16 protein-coding genes are annotated in these 20,570 nt (G+C 65.7%); 5 read left to right on the top strand and 11 right to left on the bottom strand.

Annotation, left to right across the window (positions count from 1 at the left end; genetic code table 11):
- Positions 1-86 precede the first annotated feature (86 nt).
- On the bottom strand, positions 87-1,463 hold the full coding sequence (locus BUB09_RS05540; protein WP_072895204.1) for a DUF1329 domain-containing protein: 1,377 nt from the start codon (positions 1,461-1,463) through the stop codon (positions 87-89).
- A gap of 138 nt (positions 1,464-1,601) precedes the next feature.
- On the bottom strand, positions 1,602-4,061 hold the full coding sequence (locus BUB09_RS05535; protein WP_072895201.1) for an efflux RND transporter permease subunit: 2,460 nt from the start codon (positions 4,059-4,061) through the stop codon (positions 1,602-1,604).
- 459 nt (positions 4,062-4,520) lie between these two features.
- Here BUB09_RS05535 and BUB09_RS05530 point away from each other — a divergent pair, with 459 nt between their 5' ends.
- Positions 4,521-4,895, top strand: a complete 375-nt coding sequence (locus tag BUB09_RS05530; RefSeq protein ID WP_072895199.1) for a YciI family protein — start codon at positions 4,521-4,523, stop codon at positions 4,893-4,895.
- A gap of 16 nt (positions 4,896-4,911) precedes the next feature.
- Here the strand turns inward: BUB09_RS05530 and BUB09_RS05525 are convergent, their stop codons facing one another.
- Positions 4,912-7,053, bottom strand: a complete 2,142-nt coding sequence (locus BUB09_RS05525) for a PQQ-dependent dehydrogenase, methanol/ethanol family (protein ID WP_245793143.1) — start codon at positions 7,051-7,053, stop codon at positions 4,912-4,914.
- 179 nt (positions 7,054-7,232) lie between these two features.
- Between BUB09_RS05525 and BUB09_RS05520 the strand changes: the two genes are divergently transcribed.
- A complete protein-coding gene (locus BUB09_RS05520; protein ID WP_072895196.1) occupies positions 7,233-8,021 on the top strand; it encodes an alpha/beta fold hydrolase in 789 nt (262 codons plus the stop codon).
- A 40-nt stretch (positions 8,022-8,061) separates the two neighbouring features.
- On the opposite strand, the gene BUB09_RS05515 is transcribed toward BUB09_RS05520, so the two are convergent.
- Positions 8,062-10,236: a methyl-accepting chemotaxis protein gene (locus BUB09_RS05515; RefSeq protein WP_175550114.1), complete on the bottom strand. Its 2,175-nt coding sequence runs from the start codon at positions 10,234-10,236 to the stop codon at positions 8,062-8,064.
- A gap of 366 nt (positions 10,237-10,602) precedes the next feature.
- Between BUB09_RS05515 and BUB09_RS05510 the strand changes: the two genes are divergently transcribed.
- Together BUB09_RS05510 and BUB09_RS05505 are read left to right on the top strand one after the other, a co-directional pair.
- On the top strand, positions 10,603-11,664 hold the full coding sequence (locus tag BUB09_RS05510) for a cytochrome-c peroxidase (protein WP_072895191.1): 1,062 nt from the start codon (positions 10,603-10,605) through the stop codon (positions 11,662-11,664).
- 32 nt (positions 11,665-11,696) lie between these two features.
- Positions 11,697-12,065, top strand: a complete 369-nt coding sequence (locus BUB09_RS05505) for a plastocyanin/azurin family copper-binding protein (protein WP_217650236.1) — start codon at positions 11,697-11,699, stop codon at positions 12,063-12,065.
- 38 nt (positions 12,066-12,103) lie between these two features.
- On the opposite strand, the gene BUB09_RS05500 is transcribed toward BUB09_RS05505, so the two are convergent.
- Complete coding sequence (locus tag BUB09_RS05500) at positions 12,104-13,042, bottom strand: bile acid:sodium symporter (protein ID WP_072895189.1); 939 nt, start codon at positions 13,040-13,042, stop codon at positions 12,104-12,106.
- 80 nt (positions 13,043-13,122) lie between these two features.
- Between BUB09_RS05500 and BUB09_RS05495 the strand changes: the two genes are divergently transcribed.
- Positions 13,123-13,944: an alpha/beta fold hydrolase gene (locus tag BUB09_RS05495; RefSeq protein WP_072895186.1), complete on the top strand. Its 822-nt coding sequence runs from the start codon at positions 13,123-13,125 to the stop codon at positions 13,942-13,944.
- 34 nt (positions 13,945-13,978) lie between these two features.
- Here the strand turns inward: BUB09_RS05495 and BUB09_RS05490 are convergent, their stop codons facing one another.
- From BUB09_RS05490 to BUB09_RS05465, 6 genes are read right to left on the bottom strand one after another with little or no spacing between them, the layout of a single operon-like run.
- Positions 13,979-14,740: an SDR family NAD(P)-dependent oxidoreductase gene (locus BUB09_RS05490; RefSeq protein ID WP_072895183.1), complete on the bottom strand. Its 762-nt coding sequence runs from the start codon at positions 14,738-14,740 to the stop codon at positions 13,979-13,981.
- Between the two features lie 48 nt (positions 14,741-14,788).
- Positions 14,789-15,145, bottom strand: coding sequence for a hypothetical protein (locus BUB09_RS05485; protein WP_072895182.1), 357 nt, complete (start codon positions 15,143-15,145; stop codon positions 14,789-14,791).
- Between the two features lie 50 nt (positions 15,146-15,195).
- The gene (locus BUB09_RS05480) at positions 15,196-16,332 is read right to left on the bottom strand and encodes an acyl-CoA dehydrogenase family protein (protein WP_072895179.1); all 1,137 of its coding nucleotides are present in this window, start codon (positions 16,330-16,332) and stop codon (positions 15,196-15,198) included.
- Between the two features lie 19 nt (positions 16,333-16,351).
- Positions 16,352-17,143, bottom strand: coding sequence for an enoyl-CoA hydratase/isomerase family protein (locus BUB09_RS05475; RefSeq protein ID WP_072895176.1), 792 nt, complete (start codon positions 17,141-17,143; stop codon positions 16,352-16,354).
- Positions 17,144-17,152: 9 nt separating this feature from the next.
- Positions 17,153-19,330, bottom strand: coding sequence for a 3-hydroxyacyl-CoA dehydrogenase NAD-binding domain-containing protein (locus BUB09_RS05470; protein ID WP_072895173.1), 2,178 nt, complete (start codon positions 19,328-19,330; stop codon positions 17,153-17,155).
- Positions 19,330-20,538: an acetyl-CoA C-acetyltransferase gene (locus BUB09_RS05465; RefSeq protein ID WP_072895171.1), complete on the bottom strand. Its 1,209-nt coding sequence runs from the start codon at positions 20,536-20,538 to the stop codon at positions 19,330-19,332. The genes BUB09_RS05470 and BUB09_RS05465 overlap by 1 nt, the downstream gene beginning before the upstream one ends.
- Positions 20,539-20,570: the final 32 nt, after the last annotated feature.

Here is a 20,570-nt window from a genome sequence, read left to right as displayed (position 1 = left end):
TGCCGCAGCAGCGGTGGCATCCGTCGCCGTCGACGACGTGACGACGGCGGATGCCTCCACTCACTGCGCTTGCAGCGCGGCTGCGATCAGCTTTGACCGAGGCGCTGGATCGCCTGGTTGGTCAGGTACTTGTTGTAGACGTCGACACCTTGCGTGGAGAACTGGCTCTTGTAGCCGCCGGTGGTGTTCTCGGTGTGCATGATGCGCGTCATGCGGTTGGACTGAATGTCATGGCTGTGGATATACGTCCACGACCAGGCCGGCTTGCCGCTCTCGTCCTTCATCGCGACATTGCCCTTGCTGTACTGCGACCAGCCCGCTTCGAACGACTTCCAGATTTCGCCGCGGCGGTCGTAGGTGATGTAGGCGATGAACTGCTGGTTGCGCGCATCGATCCAGACGCGCTTCTTGCCGACCGGCGCACGCGGATAACCCGTTGGCTCGGCTTCGAGCACGATGCAGTCCGGGCACAGCGACATCGTCGTATCCCAGAACGTCTTGCCCTTGGGTCCGCCGTGCACGCTCGGCTCCCAGTTCTTCTTGTCACCCGCCCAGCCTTCGCTGACCGAGCCGAGCATCGGCTGACGACCGATGATCTTGTAGTTGCCCCAGGTCAGCATCGGGTCACCAGCGGCCCATGCGTCCGACAGGAACCAGGTGATGCCCGGCAATAGCGGCTCGAAGCGCTGGTTGGTCGGGAACTGACGTACGCGCTTGAACTGCGGCAGGTAGCCGTAGAGGTCGGGATACTTCTTCTGGTCGTAGTACCAGGTGCTCAGGAACGAGCTGCCGGCGGTGTCGCTCGGGCCTGTGAACCAGACCGACTGAATGCGCAGCAGATCCTTGCGGTTCTGGAACGTCGTGCCGTCGACGCGAGCCTGCGCCTGCAACTCGGCCCAGACGAAGTCGTACTGATAAGCCTGATCGCCGTCGGGCTGCATGTCCCACTGACGGATCGCATACTGGCAGTAGTCACTACGACCCCACGACAGCGTCAGGTTGCTGATCGCTTCTTCGCCGGTCTTGGCGTCGGGGAAAGGCAAGCCGCCGAGCCAGGCGCCACCGTCCGGTGCATAGATATTGCCATCCGGGCCAAACTTGGCCTTGCCCTTGTTCTTCAGCGACGACTCGAGGAATGCCGACGGGAACAGCACCGACGTGTCCTTCGGCGGCGCGATGATGCCGATCTTGCGGCCCATCTCCTTGACCTGCCGATAGGTGATCGGATCGAGCAGATCCTTGACCACGTCGACATTGGCGGCGGTCAGCGTGTCACCCGGCTTGATCTTGCCCTTGGTCAGCACTTCGATCGACAGCAGCTCGTCGGGATACACCTTGCCCAGATCGGCGCCGTTGGCGATCGCCGGCCACAGCGGTGCAAGCACGCCGGCACCGACACCGAGCGCTGCATTCTTCATCAGCGTGCGGCGACCGTAGTCGACGTCGAATTTACGGATATGCATTTTGATTCTCCTCTCGTGACAAGCTGGTTTTCCGTCGCTTGTTTTCCGGTGCAGCGACATCACTACGCCGATGGGCCGCCGCTACTTTCTACGGTGACAAAACATTTTTGGCTGCAGGTTTTCTAGATAACCGCCCTATCACTTGGCCACGGCCAGTTCGGCGTGGCGATTGGCGATATACGATTCGCGCTGCGCGGTGTAGGCCGACAGGTCAACCCCTTCACCCACCAGCAGATCATTGCGGCGCACGAAGGCCGGCTTGATCAGCCAGACCAGCAGCGGCAGCACCACCAGCGCCAACACCATGTTGATCAGCATGATCAGCACCAGCAGCAAGCCCATGTCGGCCATGAACTTCAGCTCCGACAGGAAGTACCACGGCAGGATGCCGATCAGCATGATCGACGCGGTGAACATGATCGCTTTGCCGGTGGTCGTCAGCGATGCGGTGATCGCAGCACCCCAATCGTTGTCCTGCGCGTGGAATTCCTCGCAGATCCGCGACAGCAGGTAGATGCCGTAGTCGATACCGACACCGACACCGATCGCCGCGACCATCAGCGAATTGATGTCGAGACCGATGCCGATCATGTGCATCGACGCGTTCAGCACGAAGTTCGACAGATTGACCGGGATCAGCAGAATCAGGCCGGCCACCAGCGAGCGATACGCCAGGCTGCAACCGATCAGAATCACCAGATTCAGCAGGCCGATGATCGCCCAGTGGTAGCGTTCGACAACCAGATTGGTGGCCTGCTGCAGCGCGATCGTGCCCGTGCCGAGGCGAACGCGGAACGCATCGTGATCGATGCCGACGCGATCAACGGCAGCGCGAGCGGCAGCGAGCGCACCGTCGACAGTTTCCTGCTTGTTGTCCTTGTACCAGAGCGACACCGTCGAGTTCTGCATGTTGAAGTCGATCACATGCGAAAACGCCTTGGTGCTGCTGCCCAGCGTCACGGCGATCGCCGCGGCGTTGACCGCCGGGTTGGTCGGATCCAGCGGCAGCCACTTCGGATTACCACCGGCGAACAAGCGGTTGCCTTCCATCAGGTAGTCGCCGAATGACAGCGTCGCACGCGGCGGTGCCTCGCCGTTCTCCAGTTCGCTCTGCAGCTTGAACATCGTCATGACCGTGTCGGCCTGGCGCGCGACACGCGCCGGATCACGCGGATTCTTGGCTTCGAGCACGATCTCCAGCGTGTTGACGCCAGGAAAGTGGCTGTTGATCTGGCGGATCGCTTCGTTGAACTCGGAATCCGGCCACAACAGATTGCTGCCCTCGACCGGGTTGCCGATCTTGATCTGCAAGGCCTGGTAGACGGCGATGCTGCCGACGACGGCAAATACCACCGTCGTCATCCGTGCCGGCTTGCCGTAGCTCAGATGCGAGATCGAGCGCAGCAGACTCTGGAACTTCTTCTGGAACGGCGACTCGCGGCCATCACCGCCGACCAGCCGGTCGACGTTCTTCGGCGCCGGCAGCGCCGCCAGCAGCAGCGAGATCAGCACGACGCCGGTCGGAATCAGCCAGATGCACCAGAAGCCGCAGAACAGCGCAAAGCGTTCCATCGCCGGAATCGGCGCAATCGCGATCAAGAACACGCCGACGATGTCGGTGAAGATGCCGAGCACCGACGGCGCCATCATCACGCCCATCGTGATTTCGGCGGCTTTGGAGCGATCTTTGACGTGCGCGTAGATTTCGTAATAGCGCTCGGTGAACTGCACGCAGTGCGAGAAGCTGCGAGCCACCAGCAGCAGCGGCACGATCATCAGCAGTGGCTCGATCGGCGACTTCAGCCAGCCGGTCAGGCCAAAGCCCCAGACGGCGGCGACGGCACTGGTGACGATCGGCGTGACGACGCCGACCACGTTGCGCATGTACAGCACCAGCGACAGGATCAGCGCGCTGAGCGTGACTGCGAAGATGATGTACATCTGCGACTGGTAGCGATACACCCAGCCGGTCAGCGCCGGCTGGCCGGCGAGATAGACGTCATGATCGGCATCGCGTGCTTTCTCCACCAAGCCCTGCACGTAGTCGAAGGCCACGCCGTAGTCGAGGCGCTGCTCGATGAACGTGGCGTTGATCAGCGTCGCCGCGTTGTCACCCGAGATCAGGAACGTGCGCGAGTTCGGCGACTTGTCGACGCGACCGCGAAAGTCGGCCAATTCTTCTGGTGTCTGCGGTACGCGATTCTCCATCAGCGGCCGCATGTCGATGCCGAACGGCGTGGCTTCGGCATAGCGCGCCTTTTCGGTGGCGATCGACAGGATCTGATCGTGATCGACGCCCGGCGCAAGGTCGATGTCGCGCGTCAGCTGCCACACTTTCTGCAGCGTTTCAGCGTTGTAGATGTCACCATCCTTGCGCTTGACCATGATGGTCATCGTCAACGGATTGCCGAAGTTCGGATGATCCTTGAACACCTGCACGAAGGGATCGTCCTTCGGCAGCAAGTCCGAGAAGATCGTCTTCAGCTCGACGTTGCGAAGCCCGACGGCGAAGAACGCGGTGATCGCGACGAATACCGCCCAGGAGATCTTCTGGTGTCCGATGATCCAGATCGCGATCCGTTGACGCAAAGAGAACATATTCTTCCTCGAAGCGGCGTAGCCGCTCGCTGCCCGACGTGTGATTAAAAGGAGATCAGCTGCAACGGAGACGCGCGTGGCGACGTGTCGGCGAGCAGTCCGCATCAATCGCAGGCAAGCCGGGCCCGATGGCCATGACATCGACTGTTTTCAATCATCCTCCGCACGCCTTCTGATGAAGGCTATTGAGTTGCCCGTTCGATACCCGCCGTATGACGGGGGTCGAGTCGACGCTCTTGTAGTAGTGGAAGCATTACAAGCTCGCTTCGTAAATCCGACGCCACCCTAAAGGGTAGTTAGCCTTGCCCGTCGGTTTTTGCAGCGCAGCAATCAGAGGCACCAAGCGATTCGATGGCGCGCGGAGCTGCACGAATAGCAGCGCATCGTGACCGAGACTCGGCATCGGCGTGGTGTCTGTGTTCGAATGAATGAGTACATTCATTCACTAACGGAATCGCGATGCTGTTCATGCTGATATTCAACGAGATGCCGCGCGACTTCGCGCGGCGTGAAGCGCCGGCCGAAGCGCCCACCTACTGGCGCGACTGGAACGCGTATATCAACGCGATGGTGCAAGCGGGTATCGTCGTCGGCGGCAATTTGTTGCAGGCACCGTCGACCGGCGCAACGGTCAGCGTTGCCGACGGACGCCCGCAACGACGCTATGGCGCGGCCGATACCGAGAGCCCGGCGATCGGCGGCTGTTTCATCATCAATGTGACGACGCTGGGCGAGGCGCTCGACTGGGCGGCGCGCAGCCCCAATGTCGGCGATGGCAGCCGTGGCCACACCGAAGTGCGTCCGCTGCTGCCACCTCCACCTCGCCCCGCTTAGCGCCCGCGGCGCGCGTTCAACCGAAGTACTGCTTCCACTTCATCTTGATCAGCAGCTTGATGAAGTCCCAAGCGGCGCCGAGTTGTTCGCCGATGCTCGGCTTGTAGCGCGAGCGCTCGCGGATGTAGTGGCGAATCGCGGTCAGATCGTCGTCGCTGAGTTCTTCGAAGCGCGGCATGCCGCGCGCTTCGAGCCCGCCACCCTGCACCACGGCCTTGAACGCATCGGCCGACAGCGGGATCGGTGAGGCGCGCAGGTCGGGTGCGTAGCCGCCGGCCACTGCGGACACGCCGTGGCAGATCACGCAGGACGAGTACAGCTCGCGACCCTTGGCGACCATGGCCGGGTCGAGCTGCATCGCCGGGTCATCGATCGGCTTGGCAAAGCTGGGCGCCGCGGTCGGCGGCAGCGTTGCCTCGCCATCGAGTACGTAGGTCAACAAGCGGCGCGGATGTTCGCGGCCGACCCAGCCGTGCTGCGCGCTGAGCGTGCCCAGCAGCATCTGGCCACCGGCCCAGCCGGCCAGCACGCTGACGTACTGCTTGCCGTCGACTTCATAAGTGATCGGCGGCGCCTGCGTGCCGACGCCCATGTCGCTGCTCCACAGCGTCTCGCCGGTGCTGGCATCGTGCGCCTGAAACTTGCCGTCGGCGCGGCCCTGGAACACCAGACCGCCGCGCGTGCTGAGCACGCCGCCGCTGGTCGCACCCGGCGTCTCGACGCTCCAGGCTTTCTTCTGCTGCACCGGGTCCCAGGCCAGCAGCGAACTGCTGCCGGCATTCTTCGGCACGTCGTCGAAGAAGCCCTTCAAGCCGAGCACGTCACCGGGCGTCATCGTCCAGGTGCTGGCCTTGCGGCCTTCGTCGTTGTAGTAGCCGGGCAGTTCGCGCACCGGGATGTAGGCCAGCCGCGTGTCGGGGCTGTACGACATCGGCTGCCAGTTGTGCATGCCGCCGGAGCCAGGCCAGATCAGCGCCTCGCCGTCCTCATAGCGCGAACCCTTGATCTCAACCGGACGGCCGGTGCTCATGTCGACGCGCTCGGCCCAGGTGACCTTGCCGAGCTTCTCGGCGCTGATCAGCTTGCCGGTCTGCCGATCGATCACATAGAAGAACCCGTTCTTGGGTGCGTGCATCAGCACCTTGCGCGGCTGGCCATCGATCTCGGCCGTGGCCAGCACGATGTCCATCGTCGAATTGAAATCCCAGGTCTCGCCCGGCGTGGTCTGGTAGTGCCACAAGTACTCGCCGGTATCGGCGTCAAGCGCGACCACCGAGCACAGGTACAGGTTGTCGCCGCCCTCGGGCGAGCGCAGCTTGGCGTTCCACGGCGAGCCGTTGCCGGTGCCGATGTAGACGCGGTTGAACTCCGGGTCGTAGGTCATCGCGTTCCACGCGGTGCCACCGCCGCCGTACTTCCACCACTGCCCGGTCCAGGTCTTGGCCGCGGCTTCCATCGCCGCGTTCTCAAAGCCGTCGTCGGGGTTGCCGGGCACGATGTAGAAGCGCCAGGCCTGTGTGCCGGTTTCGGCGTCGTAGGCGGTGACGTAGCCGCGTACATGGCCAAAGTCAGCGCCGCCATGGCCGATGATGACCTTGCCGTTGAACACGCGCGGCGCGCCGGTGATGTAGCGGTTGTCGCCCGGCGTCGTCGTCAGCGTCTCCCAGACCAGCGATCCGGTCTTGGCGTCGAGCGCAAACAGACGGCCGTCCTGCACACCGGTGTACAGCTTGCCATTCCAGTAGGTGATGCCGCGGCTGCCCCAGGCCATCCGCATCTTCTTGCCGTCGACTTTCGGGTCGTACTTCCACAGCAGCTTGCCGCTGCGCACGTCGACCGCGTGGACGACGCTGTAGCCGGCGGCAAAGTAGATCACGCCGTCGACTTCGACCGGCGCTGTGGACACGTTCCAGACGTCGTCCAGGTCCAGCGTCCACGCCAGCTTCAGCCGCGAAACCGTGCTGCGATTGATCTGGTCGAGCGGGCTGAAGCGCTGCTCGCTGAACGTGCGGCCGTAAGCGGCCCAGTCGCGGCCGTCGGCCTCGTTGGACAGCGCGGCGTTGTCGATCACTGCGGCGGCCTGGCCGCTGGCGGCGACCAGCAGAGCGCTGGCGGCGGCGTAGAGCGCGGCACGCACGGTGCGGCGGATCGGGTTCATCGGATCGGTCTCCCCTGCGGGCTGCGTACCCGGCTTGGTTTTGTCTGGCGTGATGCCGGCCCCGGTTATTGCGCACCCGCGCCGCGCTGTCCTGCTGCAAAGGGGTGAGCCGCACCGGGTGGCCCCGACGGGTCAGCCAAGCGCGTACGCTCGGCCCACGTTCGCCCCGGAGCACCCCGATGCCGCATGCCACGATCAACGGTCAGACCCTGCGCTACGACGACAGCGGTGGCAGCGGTCCCGTGGTGTTGTTCAGCCATGGCTTTTTGATGGACCGCACGATGTTCGATGCGCAGCGTGACGCGCTGGCACCACGCTATCGGGTGATCGCCTGGGATCAGCGCGGCTTTGGTGACACGCGCTACGACGGACAGCCGTTCACGTATTGGGATTCCGCCCGCGATGCGCTGGCCCTGCTCGATCACCTCGGCATCGACCGCGCGGTATTCGCCGGCATGTCGCAAGGCGGTTATCTGTCGTTGCGCGCGGCGCTGCTGGCGCCGCAGCGCGTGCGCGCACTGGTGCTGATCGACACGCAAGCCGATGCCGAGCACGCCGACAAACGCGAAGTGTATCGCGCGATGCTGCAAGGCTGGATCGACCACGGCTTGAGCGATGAGGTGGCGCAGGTGATCGCGCAAATCATCATCGACGACCCGGCGCACAACGACGCCTGGATCGCGCGCTGGAAAGCCTATGCACCGGCAAGCCAGTTGTTGGCACCAATGAACTGCCTGCTCGACCGCGACGACGTGGTCGACCGCCTCAGCGAGATTCATCAACCCGCGCTGGTGATTCATGGCAGCCGCGATACCGCGATCGGCTTTGATCGCGCCGAGCTACTGAGCCGCCGCCTCGGCGACAGTCGCGGCCTGATCCGCGTCGACGGCGCAGCGCATGCCGCCAACCTGACGCACCCGGCGATCGTCAATCCGCCGCTGCGAGCGTTTCTGGACGCCTTGCCTTAAGCGCGGCGATCTCCGCCCCAACGGTCGGGCCGCGTTCTGGCTACGCGGCCTGCGCCGTGATGACCGTCTGATCGGCGTCATCGATCCGGAACACGGCGACCAGGTCCGACAGGTTGCGCGCCTGGTCGGCCATCGACAGCGTCGCCGACGCGGTCTGTTCGACGAGCGCCGCGTTCTGCTGCATGTCCCGCTCCATCAGGGCGATGGCGCCGTTGACCTGCTCGATGTCATCGGTCTGGCGCTGCGATGCCTCACTGATACCGCTGATGATCTGCGCGATGCGCTGCACCGAGGCGACGATCTCGGTCATCGTGTCGCCCGCCGTGCCGACCTGCCGCGCGCCCGTGTCGACGGCCGCGTGGGAATGCCCGATCAGATCCTTGATCTCACGGGCCGAGCCGGCGCAGCGATGCGCCAGCGCACGCACTTCGGCGGCGACCACCGCAAAGCCGCGGCCTGCTTCGCCGGCCCGCGCGGCTTCGACGGCCGCATTCAGCGCCAGGATGTTGGTCTGGAATGCGATGCCGTCGATCAGGCTGACGATGTCACCGATCCGCGTCATTGCCTGCGTGGCCGCCTGCATGCTGTTCACGGCCTGACCGACGACCTCGCCACCGCGCATCGCCAGCTGTGCCGCACCACCGACCAACTCGCGCGCCTGCGCCGCTTGCGATGCGTTGCCGCGAACCGTGTCGATCAGCGTGCCCATGTTGCGCGCTGCCGATTCCAATGCAGCCGTCTGTCGCTCGTAGCGACTCGACAGATCGGTGTTGCCGCTGGCGATTTCCTGCGATGCGACATGGATCGACTCGGTCGCTTCGCGTATGCCGAACACGATCTGCCGCAACTGCTGCACGGTCGTGTTGGCGTCATCGTTGAGCCGTGCAAACGTGCCGCTGGCCTCGCTTTGAATCGTCTCGGTCAGATTGCCGCGCGCGATCTCGGCGAGCAGGGTGCCGACATCGCCCAGTCCCTGCTCGGCAATCGCCATCAGGCGGCTCAGGCCCTCGATCATCTGCCGGAAGTCGTACTCGAACCGCGCGGCCTCGCCGCGCGCCGAAAAGTCGCCGGCCGCGGCCTGCTGGACCAGCCGCAACAACTCGGCGTTGACCGCCTGAAGCTTGCTGCGGACCTGCGACATCGTGTCGGACAGGGCGCTCTGCTCGCCCGGCAGCACTTCCATTTCATGTGACAAATCACCGCGGGCATAGTGACCCATGATCGCGACGCACTTCTGCTGTACCGCGATATGCGACGCAGCCAGTTCGTTGATCGACGTGGCCATGTCGCGATAGACGCCGGCAAATGGCGTCACGACCATGCGCTGGCTGATCCGCCCCTCGGCATGGGCTTGCGCCATCTCGGTCTGCGACTCGACGAAGCGCACCAGCATCTGCTGCATATCGGTCATGGAACGCAGCAGGTCGCCGACTTCGTCACGATCAAACGTCTGCAAGGTTTGGGCATCCAGTTCGCCACGTGCGATGTTGGCCGCCATGCGTGCTGCGACGGCCAGCGGATCGGTAATGCTGCGCGTGATCAGTAGCGCGACCACCCAACCCAGGCCAAACAAGACCAATGCCAGGGCGACGGTCACGCGGCCGGCGGCTGCGGTCTGATGGCCCACATCCAGTAGCGTCAGCTGATTCAGCTTCTGCTGCATGTCGATCATCGTATCGAGTGCGTCCAGCACCTGGCGCTGCAGCGGACCGGCCCTACGATTGACAAAGACCACCGCTGCCGCCGCCTGGCCATCGAGTGCCAGCGTCACCGCCTTATCCAGCGCTTGGTCGACGCCCGCCATCGCCGACGTCGCCTGGGCGTATAGCGCCTGCTCCTCCGGATCGACCAACAGCGGCGTCACCTCATCGCCATAGCGGCGATAGGCGGCTCGCTGCTCACCCAGCGTGGCGGCATGCTGCTGCTTCTGCTCGTCGATCGTCTCCAGAATCAGATCGCGCACGGTCACCGACTGCGACAGCATCACGCTGCGCAAGTGGTGCAGCAGTTCGGTTTTGTGATTGTTCCGAACGACGATGTCGCTCATCTGCTGCTCGATGGTGTTCATCGAGTACAAGCACAGTGCGACCAGCGCGCCGGTGACCAGCAGCAAGCCGGCGAAAGCCGCGCGCAAGCGCACGCCGATACGCCATTGCGCCAAACGTCGCTGTGCATCCTGTAGCCGGCGACGCAGCAACAGATCCAGTTTGATCATCATCATCTCCGCATCGTCTGCCATGCATTTGAGTGGTGGCGAGCCCGCGGGCACAGCTCACGCCATGACGCACGCCATACGACGTTCAGTACGCGACATCCGTATCGGCTGCTGATCGAGACACGCTCGCTGGCGAGCGTCATGGACGAACGAGGTGCGCGATGCCGCACCGACCGATACCCAATCGGTGGCGCCTTGCCCTTTTCAGATTCAGGTATCGGCTCCAGACATGAAAACCTGAGACGAGGCGCCGGAGGGCATGGGGTCGCGGTCGGCCGACGTACGGCAAGCCAGCCGCGTTCAAGTGTTGGCGCGCAGGGCCGATATCCGATGACCCCATGATGCGACCGTCAGCGGAGCAGGCCGATGCAGCCTTCGATGATTCCCCGTTTGTGCGTGCTGTCCCTGTTTCTGGTGCACGCCTTTAGCAACGCTGAAACCATCACCGCACCGACGCCGCCGCCCCACGAATGGCGGCTGCCGGATCATGTGCCGTATCCCGATGGCAACGAGCCGACGCCACAGCGCGTCGAGCTGGGCCGCATGCTGTATTTCGACAAGCGCTTGTCGCGCGACGGTACGACCTCGTGCGCCAGTTGCCACGATCCGGCGCAAGGATGGAGCGACGGCCTGGCCACATCGCGCGGTCTGGACGGCAAGACCTTGCCGCGCGCATCGCCGACGATCATCAACGCGGCATACAACACGATCCAGATGTGGGACGGGCGCAAGGCCAGCCTCGAAGATCAGGCGATGGGCCCGATGGATTCGCCGGATGAGATGGCGACCGATTTCGACAAGCTGATGGCGCTGCTCGGCCGCGATGCGACCTACCGTGCCGCATTTCAAGCCGCCTATCCGGACGCGCCGATCGACAAGCTGCTGATCGCCAAGGCGATCGCCAGCTTCGAGCGCACGGTGGTCGCACGCAATGCACCGTTCGACCGCTGGCTGGCCGGCGACGTGACGGCAATGACGCTGCAGCAGCAACGCGGCTTCCAGATCTTCGTCGACCCCAATACCGGCAATTGCGCGGTTTGCCACCGTGCGCCGCTGTTTACCGACAACGGCTTTCACAACATTGGACTGTCATCTTTCGGCCGCGAAGGCGCCGATCCGGGTCGCTTCGCACACAAGCCGATCGCGGTTCTGAAGGGCGCCTTCAAGACACCGACACTGCGCAACATCGCCGAAACCGCGCCGTATTTTCACGATGGCTCCGCTGCGACGCTGATGGACGTGGTCGAGCACTACGCGCGTGGCGGCGACGTCAAGACCAATCTGTCGCCGAACCTGAAGACCGGCCCGCTGACGCAGCAGGACAAGGATGATCTGGTGGCCTTCATGCAGGCCTTGAGCAGCCCTATTCCGGCACCGATTGCCGCCGCATCAACCCGCGTATCGCACCTGCCGGTCGCCGGCAAATGAGCCGCCCGCGCATCACTCTGTCGAGGAATCCGATGAACGTTCAAGCCACCACGCAAGCCCTGCCGCCGTCGATGATGAAGACGGCGCTGTACGCGCTGACGCTGATGGTGCTGGTCATGGCCAGCACCGGCGATGCCGACGCCGAAGACCATGTCGTCACACAGAGCAACATGAGTTTCAGCGCCACCGACCTGACCGTGAAAGTCGGCGATACCGTCAGCTTCAGCAACCGCGACAGCATGGCGCACAACGTCTATTCGCTGTCGGACGCCAAGACCTTCGACCTCGGATCGTCGGCGCCGAACACGTCCAAGAAAGTCACGCTCGATCAGCCGGGCGTCGTCGACGTCGAATGCGCGCTGCATCCGTCGATGCGGATGAAGATCAAGGTCACGCAGTAGCGCATTGCATCAGCCGGCTGGCGCAGCGGCCACGGGTATCAGCGGATCGGCCGCCAGCGCCAGTAGAACGCGATCGCCGTGCCGATGGCGACCCGCCATAACGCCCAGAACCCCAGCGTTAGCAGCGCGATGCCGTCGTACGGAAACAACAGCAGCGCCAGCGGTATCGCCAGGCCGGCGTTGAACGTGGAGCAGGCCAGCACCACGCTGCGACGCTGCGCCGGAGCCAAGTGCGCCAGCCAGGCGAGGCCGTAAGCCAGCAGGCAGACCAGGGCGTGGTGGACGATGACCAAGGCCAGCAGCGGCGGCCAGTTCAGCTGCAAGCCCGGACGCAGCGCGTCCGCTGCATCGACCAAGCCGGCCAGCACCATCAGCAGCGTCAGTACCAAGGTGACGCGCGCCACCCGCGGCACTGCGGCCGGCCAGCGCTGCTGGATCAGCCAGCCGATCAGCAGCGGCAGCAACAGCGCCGGCACGACTTGCGACATGGTCGCGGCGACGCTGTCGAACGTGGACGCCGCGGTTGCCTCTGGCAACAGATAGCGCACACCGATCCACCATAGAAGCGGCGTCAGTAGCAGCTTCAGCGCGGTGGTCGTCAAGCTCAAGCCCAGCGCCGTCAGCAGGTCCGATCGAGCCGTCAACGCAAACGTCAGCAGCACGTAGCCGCCGGGCGTCGCCGTCACCAGCCATAGCGCGTTCGACGCGCCGGGCGGCACGGGCACCGCGACGATCAGCATCGCGGTCAGCAGCGGCAGTCCCAACCACTGCAGCGCGACGCCAACCGTCAGCGCCCTGGATTGCTGACGCCACGGGACCGAGGCCAGCGGCGGCATCTTCAAACCGATCGGGAACGAGATCAGCGCCAGCAGCAGCAGCGCAATCAGCGAGGTCGGGTTGTCGGTCAGCGTGATCGGCGGCATCGGGTGCGGATCGTAGCGGCTGCTGGCGTACGCCTGCGACCGCGCCGCCGCCATCGCCGCATCGTCAGCGCCGTATATTGGCGGCCGGATTGCGCCCGCTCCTGGGTAGCACACGCAGATTGAGGGCCCGCCCGATGACACTCCAGTACACCCGCATCTCGGTCAACGGCGTTGCGTTGAACGTCGGCGTTGGCGGCCCGGCCGATGGCCCGGCCGTGCTGCTGATTCACGGCTTTCCGGACGATCACCAGGTGTGGCGTCATCAATGGCCGGCGCTGATCGCCGCGGGTTATCGAGTGATCGCGCCGGACCTGCGCGGCTGCGGCGACAGCGACATGCCGGCACCCGTGCGCGCCTACCGGGTGCAAGCGCTGCTGGCCGACCTGATCGGCGTGCTCGATGCGCTCGGTGTCGCCCAGGCGCGCGTCGTCGGCCACGACTGGGGCGCGGCGATCGGCTGGCAGTTGGCGATCCATCATCCGCAGCGAGTCGAGCGTTATGCCGCGCTGTCGGTCGGCCATCCGTCCGCGTACACGCGCGCCAGCTGGCGGCAGAAGCTCAAGGGTTGGTACACGCTGATGTTCCAGCTGCGCGGCCTGACCGAAGCGCTGCTGAAGGCCGGCGATTGGGCGTTCATGCGCGCGTTCACGCAGGAGCCAGTCGAAGCCCCGCGCTGGATCGCGCGGCTGTCGCGCCCGGGTCGGCTGACGGCGGCACTGAACATCTACCGCGCGAATGTGCGCATGGTGCTGCCGGCCGACTACCCGCCGGTGCGCGTGCCGGTGCTCGGCGTCTGGAGCAGCGGCGACCGCTTCCTCAGCCAGGACCAGATGACCGACAGCGCCGCCTATATGGCGGCGCCGTGGCGATACGAGCAGATCGACGGCGTCAGTCATTGGATGACCGTCAACGCCGTCGACCGCGTCAACGCGCTGCTGCTCGACTACCTGCGCTGAGGGCCGGCAGCCCGCGCGGTGTTGCCGGCGCCGATCAGCGCGCCTGCATCCGCAGCGCGCCGTCGAGGCGCAGCGTCTCGCCGTTGAGCATCACGTTGTCGGCGATCATCGCCACCAGCTTGGCGTATTCGTCAGCACGTCCCAGACGCGGCGGGAACGGCACCGACGCGCCGAGGCTGGCGCGTACGTTTTCCGGCAGGCCGGCCATCATCGGCGTTTCGAATAGGCCCGGTGCGATCGTGCAAACGCGGATACCGACCTGCGCGAACTCGCGCGCGGCCTGAATTGTCAGCGCGATCACGCCGCCCTTGGACGCTGCATACGAGGCCTGGCCGATCTGGCCTTCGTAGCCGGCCACCGACGCGGTGTTGACGATCAGCCCGCGCTCGCCGTCTTCAAGCGGGTCGAGCTTCATCATCTCGGCGGCTGCAAGCCGCATCGTGTTGAACGTGCCGACCAGATTGACCTCGATGCCCTTGCGGAAATCATCCAGCGGCATCGGCCCGTTCTTGCCGACGATCTTGGCGGCCGGCGCGATGCCGGCGGTGTTGACCAGCACGCGCGCGGCACCGAGTTCGGCGCGCGCCGCGGCGATCGCCTGTTCGGCGCTCTCGGCGCTGGTCACGTTGCACGCATACGCGGCGCCGCCGACTTCGGCCGCGACGCGCTGCGCCGCTTCGAGGTTGAAGTCGAGCACGGCGACGCGAGCGCCGAGCGACGCGAGCTTGCGCGCCGTGGCGGCGCCCAGACCCGAGGCGCCGCCGACGACGAGCGCGACCTGATCCTTGAGATTCATTGCGAGTTTCCTGTTGGTGAGGGTGGGACGACGAGCGCGCAGCGGCGCTCAGGCGGCGGCGTGGAGCGCGCCGTACAGCAGGTACAGGCCCAGGCTGCCGACACTGCCGTGCATCAGCGCCAGCGGCAGCGTGGCGCGGTCTTTGAACAACACGCGAAACAACAGCAAGCCGCCGAAGAAACCCGCCGTGAACACGCCCAGCGACCACCAGGCCAGATCAGGCAAGGTGTCGGCCGCGCGCAAATTGGCCGTGAACAGCAGCGCCAGGCCGGCCAGCCCGCCAAGGCCATGTGCCGCACCGAGCCACGATGGGAATCGCACCTTGAGCCCCACCAGCAGCGTCAGGCCCAGGCCACCCGCGGCAATCGCGGCCATCCACCAAAACGCCATTTCCAGCATTTGCATGTCGCTCTCTCCCTGTGCGGCGCCTGCGGCGCTCGGTTTGTGTGCTCGTATCAGGCAGCGGCCGCGAGGCTGCGGCCGATGATGATCTTCTGGATATCCGACGTGCCTTCGTAGATCTGGCAGACGCGCGCGTCGCGCCAGATGCGCTCGACCGGATAGTCCTCGACGTAACCATAACCGCCCAGCGTCTGAATCGCAGCCGAGCAGACCGCTTCGGCGGTCTCGGACGCGAACAGCTTGGCCATGCAGGCCTGCTCCAGGCAAGGCTGGCCGGCGTCCTTGAGCCGCGCGGCCGACAGCACCAGTTGGCGCGCCGCTTCGACGCGGGTCTTGGCGTCGACCAAGCGGAACGACACCGCTTGATGGTCGAGCAAACGTTTGCCGAACGACTGGCGCTCGGTGGCGTAGCGGATCGCGTAATCGAGCGCAGATTGAGCCATGCCGACGCTCTGAGCGGCGATGCCGATGCGCCCCGCTTCCAGGCTCGACAGGGCGATCCGGTAGCCCTCGCCTTCGGCGCCGATCAGCGCCTCGTTCGGCAGCTCCATCGCATCGAAGCTCAGGCTCGCGGTATCGCTGGCCTTCTGCCCGGTCTTGTGTTCGAGCTTGGCCACGTTGAAGCCCGGCGTGTCGCTAGGCACCAGAAACGCGCTGATGCCGCGCTTCGGGTTGGTGGGATCGGTGACGGCGAACACGACGACCTGGCCGCAGATGCGGCCGCTGGTGATGAACTGCTTGCTGCCGTCGACGATCCAGCCTTTGCCGCCGCGTCGCGCGCGCGTGCGCAGCGCGCTGGCGTCGGAGCCCGCGTGGCTTTCGGTCAGCGCAAATGCGCCGATGAACTCACCGCGCGCCGCAGGCCGCAGCACGCGCTGCTTCTGCTCCTCGGAGCCGTAGCGTTCGAGAATCGCGCAGAACGGCGCGTTGTGGACGCTGACCATCGTCGACACGGCGCCGTCGCCTTCGGCGATCGCCATCAGCGCCAGCGCATAGCTGACGTAGTCGGCGCCGACACCGTCGTATTCGGGCGATACGGTGACGCCGAGCAAGCCGATCTGCGCCAGGCCTTCGATCACGGCCGGCTCGATCGCGGCGGCGCGTTCGCGCGCGGCGGCACCGGGCGCCAGCACGTCGCGCGAGAAGCGCCGCGCAGCCTCTTCGATCATCAATTGTTCGTCGCTGAACATGCGCTGCGTCCTCGTGAACTCAGTTGCCGGTGAAGCGCGCCGGGCGCTTGGCCAGGAAGGCGCTGACGCCTTCGCGGAAGTCCTGCGTATGCGTCGCCGCGCGCCAGGCTTCTCGCTCCTGTTCCAGATGCGCCGCCAAGCCGTCGTCATCCAGGCCTTGTCGGCTCAGTCGCTTATAGGCGCCGAAAGCCGAGGTCGGTCCGCTGGCGATCTGCTGCGCCAGCTGCTGCGTGCGCGCCGCCAGCGCATCGGCGGCGACGACTTCGTTGACCAGCCCGTAGCGCTCGGCGGTCTCGGCGTCCCAGCCCTGGCTCAGATACATGAACTGCGCCGCGCGGCGCTCGCCGAGCACGCGCGGCAAAAACCAGGTGCCGCCGCAGTCGGGGCTCGCGCCGATACGGTCATAGGCCACCAGAAAGCGCGTGCCTTGCGCGGCGACCGCCAGATCGCAGGCCGCCATCAAGCTCAGGCCCGCACCGGCCACCGCGCCGTGCACGCTCGCCAGCACCGGCGCGCGATGACGGCGCAGCGTCAGGATCGCCGGATGCAGCGCGTCGAGCAGGCCGTCGAGCACCTCCGGCGCGCGGTCGAAGTCGTCGGCAAAGCGCGCCAGATCGCCGCCGGCAATGAACGCGCGGCCGGCACCGCACAGCACGATGCAGCGCACGCGCGCATCGCCATCCAGCGGCAGCACCGCGTCGCGGATCGCTTGCGCGGTCGGCACATCGATCGCATTGAGCACTTCAGGCCGATTGACCCGGATCGTCGCGACACCGGTTGCGGTGTCGATCTGCAACTCAGCCAGTGCCATCGGTCGTCCTCAGGTCGTATGGAAACGCGCGCCGCTGGCTGCGAAATCGCGCAGCCGCACCGGCACCATGAAGCGTGCACCGCAGCTGGCGACCAGCGCATCACAGCGACGGACGAATTCGGCAGCGCCGGTCTGATCGACGACCGACAACGGGCCGCCCAAGTAAGCCGGAAACGCCCAGCCGAGCACCGCGCCCAGGTCGGTGTCGCTCGCATCGGTGGCCACGCCTTCGGCCCAGCAACGCGTTGCCTCAATCACCTGCGCGTACAGCAGCCGCTGCTGCACCGCCGACGATGTCGGCTGCGTCGCGGCCGTCGCCGCCGAGCGCAATGCGGTTTGCAGATGGCGCGGCGCGCCTTCGGGATACGCATAGAAGCCGGCGCCGCTCTTGCGGCCGAGTTGTCCGGCGCCGACCTTGGCGTCGAGCAGCGCATTGGCGCGTGCATGGCGATCGACCGCAGCCGGGCCGCTTTCGCGCGCCGCGAGGAAATGCGCGACGTGATGCGCCACATCAATGCCGACTTCATCAGCCAGCGCCAGCGGACCGACCGGCATCCCCAGCGCCACCGCCGCGTTTTCGATCAACACCGGATCGACGCCGTCGGCCAGCAAGTGCAAGCCTTCGCGCAGATAGGCATCGACGCAGCGCGTCGTGTAGAAGCCCGGACCATCGTTGACGATGATCGGTGTCTTGCGGATCTGGCGTACGTAATCGAGTGCGCGCGCCAGCGTCTCATCGGACGTATCACGGCCGCGGATCACTTCAACCAGCGCCATCTTCGATACCGGCGAGAAGAAGTGCAGGCCGATGAAGCGATCGCGGCGCGAGCTTGCGGCAGCCAGTTCGCCGATCGGCAAGGCCGAGGTGTTGCTGGCGAGGATCGCGCGATCGCCGAGCACCGCTTCGCAAGCCGCGGTGACCTTGGCCTTGATGCCGGCGTCTTCGACCACGGCTTCGATCACCAGATCGCAGCCGGCCAGATCAGCGTAGTGCTCGACGGCGCGCACGCGCGCCAGCGCCGCATCACGACGATCGGCCGTCAGCCGCTGACGCGCCACCGCGGCGTCCAGCGCGCGCTGGACCGACTCGTAGCCGCGCTGCGCGCTGGCCTTATCGCGGTCGATCAACACCACCTCGATGCCAGCCAGTGCCGACACTTCGGCGATGCCCGCGCCCATGAAGCCAGCGCCGACGATACCCAGGCGCTGCACCTTCGACGGCGCGACCCCGATCGGCCGGCGCACCAGCTTGTCGGCCGACTGCCGGGCGAAGAACAGCGTGCGGATCAAGTTGTGCGCGACCGGGTCGCGCACCAGCGTCGTGAACAGCTTCTGCTCCAGCCGCAGACCCTTGTCGATCGGCAACCGCGCGCCTTCGTAGACGCAGCGCAGGATCGCCAGCGGCGCTGGCATATGGTCGCGATGCGCCGCGTGCAGGCTCGCATTGGCCGCGACCAGTGCCTGCGTCGGCGCCGGTGCATAGGCATCACCGCCCGGCAGACGAAAGCCTTTCTGGTCCCAAGGCGCCACCGCGTTGACGCGACCGTCGCGCAGCGCGGCCTTGGCCGCATCGATCAGGCTGGCGGCCGGCACGACCTCGTGGATCAAACCAAGCTTGTGCGCCTCGGCCGCGCTCAGCGCCGTGCCTTGCGTCAGCAGCGGAATGCTGGCGGCGATGCCGACAATGCGCACCACGCGCTGCGTGCCGCCGGCACCGGGCAGCAAGCCGAGCTTGACCTCGGGCAGGCCGAACTGCGCGCCGGGCGCATCGGATGCGATCCGGTAATGGCAGCCGAGCATCAGCTCCAGTCCGGCGCCGAGCGCGGTGCCGCTGGCAGCGGCGACCACCGGCTTGCCGCCGGTTTCGATATGGCGGAACAGATTGCCGAAGGCGCTGATGCGATCGAGCGTCTGCGCTGGCGTCGAGCCTGGCTCGTTGAACGCTGCCATCTGCGCCAGATCGGCGCCGGCCAGAAAGCTGCTCTTGCCGCTGCAGATGACGATGCCGGTCACGGCCGCATCGGCCAGCAGTGCGTCGAACGCCGTGCGCAACTGGCGATCGAGTTCCGGCGTGAACACGTTCATCGACCGGTCGCGCTGGTCGATCGTCAGCAGGCCGATACCGTCTTCGATCCGCGTGGTGACGTGCGGCGCCGAAGCCGCCGTTGGGATGGAGGTGCTCGACATCAGATTCTCTCGATGATGGTGGCGACGCCCATGCCGGCGCCGATGCACAGCGTGGCCAGCGCCGTCGACTTGCCGCTGCGCTCCAGCTCGTCGAGCGCCGTGCCGAGGATGATCGCGCCGGTTGCGCCCAGCGGATGGCCCATCGCGATCGCGCCGCCGTTGACGTTGATCCGCGCCGGATCGATGCCGAGCACCTCAGCAAAGCGCATCGGCACCGCGGCGAAGGCTTCGTTGACCTCGAACAGGTCGATGTCGTGCACGCTCATGCCGGCTTTCTTCAGCGCCTTCTCGGCCGCATAAGCCGGGCCGGTCAGCATGATCGTCGGCTCCGAGCCGATCTCGGCGAACGCGCGGATGCGCGCTCGCGGCCGCAGGCCCGCCGCAGCGCCAGCGGCCTTGCTGCCGATCAGCATCGCGCAAGCGCCGTCGACGATGCCGGACGAATTGCCGGCGTGATGCACGTGGATCACGCGTTCAACGTCGGGATAGCGCGCAATCGCCAGTGCATCGAAGCCGGCCTTGACACCGAGTTCGGCGAACGAGGCCTTGAGCTTGGACAGATCGGCGCGCGTGCAGCCGGCGCGCACGGTCTCGTCACGCTCCAGCAGGATCTCGCCGAGCAGATCGCGCACCGTCACCACCGAGCGGTTAAAGCGGCCATCGGCCCAGGCGTGCGCAGCGCGGCGATGACTTTCAACAGCCAGATCGTCGAGCTGTTCGCGGCGATAGCCGTACTTGCTGGCCATCAAGTCGGCGCTGATGCCCTGCGGAATGAAGTTGGCCGTGTATGCCAGCGCGGGGTCGGTGCTCCAGGCGCCGCCGTCGCTGAGGATCGGCACGCGCGACATCGATTCGCAGCCGCCGGCCACGACGAAATCCGCGCCACCCGCTGCGACCTTGCCGGCCGCCATGTTGACCGACTCCAGGCCCGAACCGCAGAAGCGGTTGATCTGCACACCAGCGGTTTTTTCCGAGTAGCCGGCGGCAATCGCCGCCAGACGCGGCAGACACTGGCCTTGCTCGCCGACCGGCGCGACGACGCCGAAGATCACGTCATCGACCAGGCTCGTATCGAGCTGGTGACGATCGCGCAGTGCCGACAGCACGGTGGCGCCCAAGTGGATCGAAGTGACTTCGTGCAGCGCACCGTCCGGCTTGCCGCGACCCCGCGGCGTTCGCACATGGTCGTAAATCAACGCGTCCGTCATACCGCTCTCCGGATGAAAGTTCAGGCGATGAC

This window comes from Hydrocarboniphaga daqingensis, from assembly GCF_900129825.1.
Lineage (GTDB): Bacteria > Pseudomonadota > Gammaproteobacteria > Nevskiales > Nevskiaceae > Hydrocarboniphaga > Hydrocarboniphaga daqingensis.
The sequence above is the reverse complement of the archived record's forward strand: the minus strand, read 5'-3'. Positions and strand labels throughout refer to the sequence as shown.

Bases quoted from the DNA above. Each gene is read 5' to 3' on its own strand.
- BUB09_RS05540 (WP_072895204.1), bottom strand. From the start codon at position 1,463: ATGCATATCCGTAAATTCGACGTCGACTACGGTCGCCGCACGCTGATG.
- BUB09_RS05535 (WP_072895201.1), bottom strand. From the start codon at position 4,061: ATGTTCTCTTTGCGTCAACGGATCGCGATCTGGATCATCGGACACCAG.
- BUB09_RS05530 (WP_072895199.1), top strand. From the start codon at position 4,521: ATGCTGTTCATGCTGATATTCAACGAGATGCCGCGCGACTTCGCGCGG.
- BUB09_RS05525 (WP_245793143.1), bottom strand. From the start codon at position 7,053: ATGAACCCGATCCGCCGCACCGTGCGTGCCGCGCTCTACGCCGCCGCC.
- BUB09_RS05520 (WP_072895196.1), top strand. From the start codon at position 7,233: ATGCCGCATGCCACGATCAACGGTCAGACCCTGCGCTACGACGACAGC.
- BUB09_RS05515 (WP_175550114.1), bottom strand. From the start codon at position 10,236: ATGATCAAACTGGATCTGTTGCTGCGTCGCCGGCTACAGGATGCACAG.
- BUB09_RS05510 (WP_072895191.1), top strand. From the start codon at position 10,603: ATGCAGCCTTCGATGATTCCCCGTTTGTGCGTGCTGTCCCTGTTTCTG.
- BUB09_RS05505 (WP_217650236.1), top strand. From the start codon at position 11,697: ATGAACGTTCAAGCCACCACGCAAGCCCTGCCGCCGTCGATGATGAAG.
- BUB09_RS05500 (WP_072895189.1), bottom strand. From the start codon at position 13,042: ATGGCGGCGGCGCGGTCGCAGGCGTACGCCAGCAGCCGCTACGATCCG.
- BUB09_RS05495 (WP_072895186.1), top strand. From the start codon at position 13,123: ATGACACTCCAGTACACCCGCATCTCGGTCAACGGCGTTGCGTTGAAC.
- BUB09_RS05490 (WP_072895183.1), bottom strand. From the start codon at position 14,740: ATGAATCTCAAGGATCAGGTCGCGCTCGTCGTCGGCGGCGCCTCGGGT.
- BUB09_RS05485 (WP_072895182.1), bottom strand. From the start codon at position 15,145: ATGCAAATGCTGGAAATGGCGTTTTGGTGGATGGCCGCGATTGCCGCG.
- BUB09_RS05480 (WP_072895179.1), bottom strand. From the start codon at position 16,332: ATGTTCAGCGACGAACAATTGATGATCGAAGAGGCTGCGCGGCGCTTC.
- BUB09_RS05475 (WP_072895176.1), bottom strand. From the start codon at position 17,143: ATGGCACTGGCTGAGTTGCAGATCGACACCGCAACCGGTGTCGCGACG.
- BUB09_RS05470 (WP_072895173.1), bottom strand. From the start codon at position 19,330: ATGTCGAGCACCTCCATCCCAACGGCGGCTTCGGCGCCGCACGTCACC.
- BUB09_RS05465 (WP_072895171.1), bottom strand. From the start codon at position 20,538: ATGACGGACGCGTTGATTTACGACCATGTGCGAACGCCGCGGGGTCGC.